A 6,967-nucleotide genomic window follows, 5' to 3' on the forward strand; every position below is an offset into this window, starting at 1 on the left:
AAATTGACGGAGGAAAACCCTATGGGATTTTTCGGAACCATCGGATACTATATTTGTATCCCCTTCGCGGCACTGCTGCGCCTGTTCTATAACCTGACGGGCTCCTACGGCGTCGCCATCATCCTCTTTACCCTGGTCATCAAGCTCATTTTGCTGCCCTTCCAGATGAAGTCCAAAAAGAGCATGATCCGCATGAGCCGTATGAACGGCAAGATCCAGGAGATCCAGAAAAAGTACGCCAACAACCAGGTGAAAATGCAGGAGGAGATCCAGAAGTTCTATGCCGAGGAGGGCGTGAGCCCCATGAGCGGCTGCTTGTGGAGCTTCATCCCCCTGCCCATTCTGCTGGCCCTGTACTCCATCATCCGTCAGCCCATCACCCACTTCATGATGCTGTCTGAGGACGTGGTGGAGAAGCTGATCTCCGCCGTCACCAGCGCCGGCATGAGCCTGGAGAGCATCGTGCAGATGAAGGACGGCGCCGCCGTGGTGAAAGATGGCATCACCCAGCTGATGCCCTACGGCCAGATCAACCTGGTCAAGGCCGCCAGCCAGATGCCCGAGCTGACGGGCGGTATCGATGGCTGGATCAACGTCAACTACAATTTCCTGGGCATGGATCTGACGTCCACCCCCTGGGAAGCGGTGAAGAACTTCACCTTCACCGCCGCTGTCATCGGCCTCATCCTCATCCCCATTCTGGCCGGCGGCAGCCAGCTGCTGTTCTCCTGGCTGACCATGAAGCAGCAGCCCACCCCCGACGGCCCCGGCGCCGGCAGCACCAAGTCCATGATGTACATGATGCCCCTCATGTCCGTGTACTTCGCCTTCATCATGCCCGCCGCCCTGGGCGTGTACTGGATCGCCCAGAGCGTCATCTCCCTGGTGCAGGAGCAGATCCTCGGCAAGTTCTACAACAAGAAGCTGGAGGAAGAGGAGAACGCCCGCTTTGAGGCCCGCCAGGCGGACCGGCAAAAGCGTATGGAGCAGGGCCGCCGCCAGCAGGAGAAGTTCAAGGAGCCCGCCCCCAAGATGACCTTGAAGGAAAAGCAGAAGGCCGCCCAGGAGGCAAAGGCCACCAAGAAGAAGATCACCACCAACGAAGCCGGCCGCATCGGAGACCGCCCCTACGCACGGGGACGGGCCTACAAGGCGGACCGCTATGACAGTGAAAATTAAGGAGCCGTTATGAGAGAGTTTATCGATGTAACGGGCAAGACGGAAGAAGAGGCCATCAACAAGGCCCTGGCCCAGCTTGGCATGGACCGGGACGACGTTTCCGTGGAGATCCTGGAGCGGGCAAAGTCCGGCTTCCTGGGTCTGGGCAGCAGCCCCGCCCGCGTCCGGGTCAGCTACGGTCCCGAGGAAGAGGAGACGCCCGCCCCCGTGGCGGAGGCCCCCAAGGCTGAGGTCAAAAAGGCACCGGAAAAAGCACCGGAGAAAAGACCCGAGAGAAAGCCTGAGAAAAAGGCGGAAAAGCCCGCTTCCGTGAAGCCCGCCCCCGCCCCCAAGAAGGAGACCGCCCCTGCCGCCGACAACGGCGAAGAGGTGGATGATGAGAAGGCCCAGGCCATCAAGAAGTTCTTGAGCGGCCTGCTTGACCAAATGGAGTGCCCCGCCCAGGTGCATGTGTACCTGCCGGAGAAGGGCCGCTACAAGGTCATCCTGGAGGGAAACAACCTGGGCGCCCTCATCGGACGCCGGGGCGAGACCCTGGACGCCATCCAGCAGCTGACCAGCTATTCCGTCAACCGCACCGGCGGCCGTGTCCGGGTCCAGCTGGATGCGGAGAACTACCGGGAAAAGCGGGAGCAGAGCCTCCAGCACCTGGCGATGAAGGTGGCCGGCAAGGTGGTCAAGTACCGCCGCAGCGTCACCCTGGAGCCCATGAACGCCTACGAGCGCCATGTGATCCACACCGCCTTGCAGGAGGTCCCCGGCGTCACCACCTATTCCACCGGCACCGAGCCCAACCGCCGCGTCATCGTGGCCTACGACCGGGACAAGAAGTAAACACCCTATGGAAACCCCCCGCCCATTCGGGCGGGGGGTTTATCGTTACCGTATTTCAAACAGCTTTGCCGGGGAAATCTCCAGGGCTTCGGCAATATCCAAAAGAGCTTCCACGCTGGGGGATGCCATGGCGGTCTCGATCTTCTGGATGTGGTTTTTGCTGTATGAAGTCATCTCTGCCAGCTTTTGCTGGGTGATTCCCTTTTGCTTTCGGTAATACAGGATGTTCAGTCCGATGCGGAGAAAATCCTCATGGTGTCTTTCATTCACACAACTCACCTCTCCTGGGTACTAGTTTACCGGAAGGCGACACTTCTTTATACAAACCAAAAAAGCGTAAAAACATCATATTATATTGTTTTTTCACATTGAAAGTAGTATTATATCCCATGAGGTGAGAATACGATGAGCTATCACGAGCTGTATGTATCCCTCTATGGCGCCATTGCGGACGCTTTGGACCAGCTGGACGAGGGCAACATCGTCACGGCCATCCATATTTTGAAAAGCGCCCATATCACGGCGGAGGAAAAAATTTTGGAACTGGACGTGATCCCCGACGAGTGCTTTTGAAAATGCGGTTTTTGCAGGTTTTTCCTTGACATTTCCTTGACATTTCTGGGGTTTTATACTAGAATGTGGCTACTGTGTGGATAGGGAACAGTAGCCCAGGCGTCCGGGCGCAGAGAAGAGGCGGTTGGTGAGAGCCTCAGCCGGAGCAGGGGGGAAGGCACCCTGGAGCAGCGGAGCGGAAATGCTTCGCCGGCCAGCCGCCGTTACCGGCCAAGAGTGCGTATCAGCCAGATACGAATTCAGGTGGAACCACGGACTATTTAGTTCGCCCTGAGCCTAAAAAAGGCTCGGGGCGTTTTTTGCGTCTTGAGCCAATCCAAAAAAGGAGTAGACGAGAACATGATGAAAAACACCGAAAAGACGATGGACAAGATCGTCGCCCTGTGCAAGAACCGCGGCTTTATTTTCGCCGGCAGCGAGATCTACGGCGGCCTGGCCAACACCTGGGATTACGGCCCCCTGGGCGTGGAGCTGAAGAACAACGTGAAGAAGGCCTGGTGGAAGAAGTTCGTCCAGGAGAACCCCTACAACGTGGGCCTGGACGCCGCCATCCTCATGAACCCCCAGACCTGGGTGGCCTCCGGCCATCTGGCGGGCTTCTCTGATCCCCTCATGGACTGCCGGGAGTGCCATGAGCGCTTCCGCGCCGACAAGCTCATCGAGGACTGGTGCGGCGAGAACGGCTTTGAGCTGCCCAAGCCCATCGACGCCTTCTCCCAGGCGGAGATGAAGGAATTTGTGGAGGAGCACAACATTCCCTGCCCCACCTGCGGCAAGCACAACTTCACCGACATCCGCCAGTTCAATCTGATGTTCAAGACCTTCCAGGGTGTCACCGAGGACGCCAAGAACACCGTGTACCTGCGGCCCGAGACCGCCCAGGGCATCTTCACCAACTTCGTCAACGTCCAGCGGACCACCCGCCGCAAGTTGCCCTTCGGCATCGGCCAGATCGGCAAGTCCTTCCGCAACGAGATCACCCCGGGCAACTTCATCTTCCGTGTCCGGGAGTTCGAGCAGATGGAGCTGGAGTTCTTCTGCCAGCCCGGCACCGACCTGGAGTGGTTCCAGTACTGGCGGACCTTCTGCCACAACTGGCTGCTGGGCATCGGCTTGAAGGACGAGAACCTGCGTATGCGGGACCACTCTCCCGAGGAGCTGTGCTTCTACTCCAAGGCCACCACGGACTTTGAGTTCCTGTTCCCCTTCGGCTGGGGCGAGCTGTGGGGCGTGGCGGACCGCACCGACTACGACCTGACCCAGCACCAGAACACCTCCGGCAAGGATCTGACCTACTTCGACCAGGAGAAGAACGAGCGCTACATCCCCTACGTGGTGGAGCCCTCCCTGGGCGTGGAGCGCAGCGTGCTGGCGGTGCTGTGCGACGCCTACGACGAAGAGGTGGTGGACGAGGCCAAGAACGACGTCCGCGTGGTCATGCACTTCCATCCCGCCCTGGCGCCTTTCAAGTGCGCCGTGCTGCCTCTGAGCAAGAAGCTCAGCGCCAAGGCTTTGGAGATCCAGCAGGAGCTCAGCAAGGACTGGATGGTGGACTTTGACGAGACCGGCTCCATCGGCAAGCGTTACCGCCGGGAGGATGAGATCGGCACGCCTTACTGCATCACCGTGGACTTCGACACCGTGGGCGACGCCGAGAAGGCCGGCGACAACTGCGTCACCGTCCGCGACCGCGACACCATGGAGCAGGTCAGATTGCCCATCAGCGAGCTGAAGGCGTACCTGGCGGAGAAGCTGGCTTATTGAGCCTGATGGCTGGTATCCGGGGAAAAACTGTGTTATACTATGAGGGCCATGGGGATTCCCATGGCCCTCATTTTCAACCATAGAGAGGTTTTTGACGTATGTCGCTTGGGAAACGGGTTTTGAAAAGACGGGAAGCGCCATTGTGGCTGCGGTGCGTGCTGTTCGCCGCCGGCGCCCTTTGCATGGGCCTGGCGGCGGCTGTTGCCGCCCAATGGGTGGTGACCGGCTCCATCGGCAAGGAGGTCTGGCCCTGGTTTTCGGAAAACCCCGGGTATCTGCTGCTGACGGCGCTGCTGTACGGCGCTGTGACGGCTCTTTTGGGGTTTGCCACCGGCCACTTGGCCATTGCCGGGGGCATTGTGGGCTTTTTTGCCCTGGGGCTTTCCCTGGTGGACTATTTCAAAAACGCCATCAATGGCACGCCGTTGGAGCTGGCGGATTTCGGCCTTGCCACCCAGCTGGGACAGGTGGCCGGCGTGGCCGGCGACTTGACGCCGCCGGTGGATTTCTGGCGGGCGGCTCTGGCGCTGGTACTGTGCGTGGCGCTGCTGGCGCTTTTGGGGCGGTTCACCCGCCTGCGGGGCAGGGCGCGGCTCACAGGCGGCGCCGCGACCCTGGCGCTGACGGTGCTGCTGTTCACGCCTTTCGGAGCGGGGCTGCTGGGGCCGGTGTTCGGCGTGGACATGTACACCCGCACCGCCGCCTCCGTCAGCCATGACCGCTACGGACTGACGCTGAGCCTGTGGCGGGACTGCTTTTTGCAGGCCATGAAGGGACCGGAGGGGTACAGCCAGGACTATATGCGCGGCGTGCTGGACCGTATCGACGAGCTGACGGCGGACTATGGGGCGGAGGAGCCGGCGGTGAAGCCCAACGTCATCATGGTGCTGTCGGAGTCCTTCTACGATTTGACCCGGCTGCCGGAGCTCAGCTATGAGCGGGACCCCCTGGAAAATTTCCACGCCCTGGAGGCGGAGAGCATCAGCGGCAGCTTCCACTCCCACTACCTGGGCTACGGCACCGGCTATATCGAAATGGCCATGCTGGAGGGGGTTACCGGCATGGATTTCAACCCCGGCACCAACATCTGCTTCCTGTCTGACGAGAGTTACAGCCTCTTGGACTCCGGCGTGCAGGCCTTCGTGGACCGGGGCTACGAGGCGGAGATGCTCCACGGTTACAACGACAGCCTCTATAACCGCACCGTTACCTATCCCCGCATGGGTTTTTCCGACCTGCTGTTCTCCCAGGACATCCAATCCCTGGGCTTTGACTGGCAGGGCGGTGTCTACGGCGGCTACTATATGAAGGACAGCTACTTCTTCCAGGCCATGCTGGAGCGGATGCGGGCCATCAATGAGCGGGGAAAGCCCGCCTTCCTCTACGGCATCACCATGGAGAACCACCAGCCCTTCGACCCGGAGAAGTTCAATTACGAGTGCCAGATCGGCGTGGAGAGCCAGACCCTCAGCGACGAGAACATGGCCATCGTCCGGGTCATGCTGGAGGGCATCACCCGGGCGGACCAGGCCCTGGGGCGGCTGGTGGAGCAGCTGCGGCAGACGGAGGAGCCCACCATCCTGGTGTTTTTCGGCGACCACCGGCCAAACCTCTTTATGACCGACGGCGACACGGTGTACACCAAGCTGGGCCTGTGCCCGGGCAACGACACCGTGAACTGGACGGCGGAGCAGATCAACGACCTGTACTCCACCGACTACCTCATCTGGGCCAACGACCCGGCGCTGCTGCAGGGGCAGGCAGGCACCCGCACCGACAGCAGCGTCACCGGACTTGTTCCCCAGCTGCTGGAGCTGACCGGCATGGGCTGGACCCGGTGGTGGGCCCTGCAGGACCGCATCAGCCAGTTTTCTCTGACGGACACGGACCTTTACTTTGTAGACGGGGAGGGGAACGGCTATTTCTCCGCGGCGGAGGCGCCCCTCACCGACGAGGAGCGGGAGCTGATCGCGCTGAAGCGGGCTGTCACCTACGACGCCTTTTACGGCAAGCGGTATATCACCGCGGACATGAATAAACGCCCGGGACAATAGAAAACCGGCGGAGCAAACGCTCCGCCGGTTTTTTCAGCCTGTTAAAAGAACATCCCCATGAAGCCGTCGGGCATCTCCCGGCTCTGCTCCCAGATATCCGCGAACTGGGCCCGGGTCAGCTGGGTGACGCTGCCCTCCGCTCCCGCCAGCTGGCGGGGGTCCACCGGCGGCGTGTCCAGGGCGTCAAAGGGCTGGTAGAGGCCGATGCGGTAGACCTCCACCTTTCTCCGCAGGCTCCCCCGGCTGTCCATTTCCAGGTACAGCCGCCAGGGCTCATCCTCTTCCTCGTGGTCCCATTGGATCATGTAATACTGCATGAACATTTCCCCATTTCCGTCAACATTGTGGAAAACCGCGGCGGTTTTCAGCGGCCAAAGAAGGCTTCAATTTCCGCCTTATTCGCCTGTACACTTCCCTGGGCAAAGCCACCCCGGCCCTCCCCACCGAATATGATTCGGCGGGGACCCCTCAATTTGAAAAAGCTCGGTGGAAATGAATTCCACCTTCGCCAAGGTTTTGCCTGGCGGCAAAACGCTTGAACGCGCAAAGCGCGAAAGGCGGCG

Annotated in this window: 7 protein-coding genes and 1 other annotated feature; of the genes, 5 read left to right on the top strand and 2 right to left on the bottom strand. The window is 60.4% G+C overall.

Translation table 11 applies throughout. The annotated features are described in order from the left end of the window. Positions 1 to 21 precede the first annotated feature (21 nt). A complete protein-coding gene (gene yidC, locus ACTQ4R_RS09375; protein ID WP_441628028.1) occupies positions 22 to 1,179 on the top strand; it encodes a membrane protein insertase YidC in 1,158 nt (385 codons plus the stop codon). Between the two features lie 9 nt (positions 1,180 to 1,188). After that, the gene (gene jag, locus ACTQ4R_RS09380; RefSeq protein WP_441628030.1) at positions 1,189 to 2,013 is read left to right on the top strand and encodes an RNA-binding cell elongation regulator Jag/EloR; all 825 of its coding nucleotides are present in this window, start codon (positions 1,189 to 1,191) and stop codon (positions 2,011 to 2,013) included. A 45-nt stretch (positions 2,014 to 2,058) separates the two neighbouring features. Here the strand turns inward: jag and ACTQ4R_RS09385 are convergent, their stop codons facing one another. After that, positions 2,059 to 2,283 carry a helix-turn-helix domain-containing protein gene (locus tag ACTQ4R_RS09385; RefSeq protein ID WP_441628032.1) on the bottom strand — a complete coding sequence of 75 codons (225 nt, stop codon included), beginning with the start codon at positions 2,281 to 2,283 and terminating at the stop codon, positions 2,059 to 2,061. Positions 2,284 to 2,418: 135 nt separating this feature from the next. Between ACTQ4R_RS09385 and ACTQ4R_RS09390 the strand changes: the two genes are divergently transcribed. From ACTQ4R_RS09390 to ACTQ4R_RS09400, 3 genes are all read left to right on the top strand, one after another. Beyond that, a complete protein-coding gene (locus ACTQ4R_RS09390; protein WP_441628034.1) occupies positions 2,419 to 2,586 on the top strand; it encodes a hypothetical protein in 168 nt (55 codons plus the stop codon). A 68-nt stretch (positions 2,587 to 2,654) separates the two neighbouring features. Next, positions 2,655 to 2,862: a binding site (T-box leader), on the top strand. A gap of 66 nt (positions 2,863 to 2,928) precedes the next feature. After that, a complete protein-coding gene (locus ACTQ4R_RS09395) occupies positions 2,929 to 4,350 on the top strand; it encodes a glycine--tRNA ligase (protein ID WP_441628043.1) in 1,422 nt (473 codons plus the stop codon). Between the two features lie 119 nt (positions 4,351 to 4,469). After that, complete coding sequence (locus tag ACTQ4R_RS09400) at positions 4,470 to 6,404, top strand: LTA synthase family protein (protein WP_441628036.1); 1,935 nt, start codon at positions 4,470 to 4,472, stop codon at positions 6,402 to 6,404. Positions 6,405 to 6,445: 41 nt separating this feature from the next. Here the strand turns inward: ACTQ4R_RS09400 and ACTQ4R_RS09405 are convergent, their stop codons facing one another. After that, positions 6,446 to 6,721 carry a DUF6881 domain-containing protein gene (locus ACTQ4R_RS09405; protein WP_441628038.1) on the bottom strand — a complete coding sequence of 92 codons (276 nt, stop codon included), beginning with the start codon at positions 6,719 to 6,721 and terminating at the stop codon, positions 6,446 to 6,448. Positions 6,722 to 6,967: the final 246 nt, after the last annotated feature.

It is taken from the genome of Dysosmobacter sp. Sow4_B12 (assembly GCF_052116665.1).
Lineage (GTDB): Bacteria > Bacillota > Clostridia > Oscillospirales > Oscillospiraceae > Oscillibacter.

Coding starts and splice junctions, on each gene's coding strand:
- yidC (WP_441628028.1), top strand. CDS start 22: ATGGGATTTTTCGGAACCATCGGATACTATATTTGTATCCCCTTCGCG.
- jag (WP_441628030.1), top strand. CDS start 1,189: ATGAGAGAGTTTATCGATGTAACGGGCAAGACGGAAGAAGAGGCCATC.
- ACTQ4R_RS09390 (WP_441628034.1), top strand. CDS start 2,419: ATGAGCTATCACGAGCTGTATGTATCCCTCTATGGCGCCATTGCGGAC.
- ACTQ4R_RS09395 (WP_441628043.1), top strand. CDS start 2,929: ATGAAAAACACCGAAAAGACGATGGACAAGATCGTCGCCCTGTGCAAG.
- ACTQ4R_RS09405 (WP_441628038.1), bottom strand. CDS start 6,721: ATGCAGTATTACATGATCCAATGGGACCACGAGGAAGAGGATGAGCCC.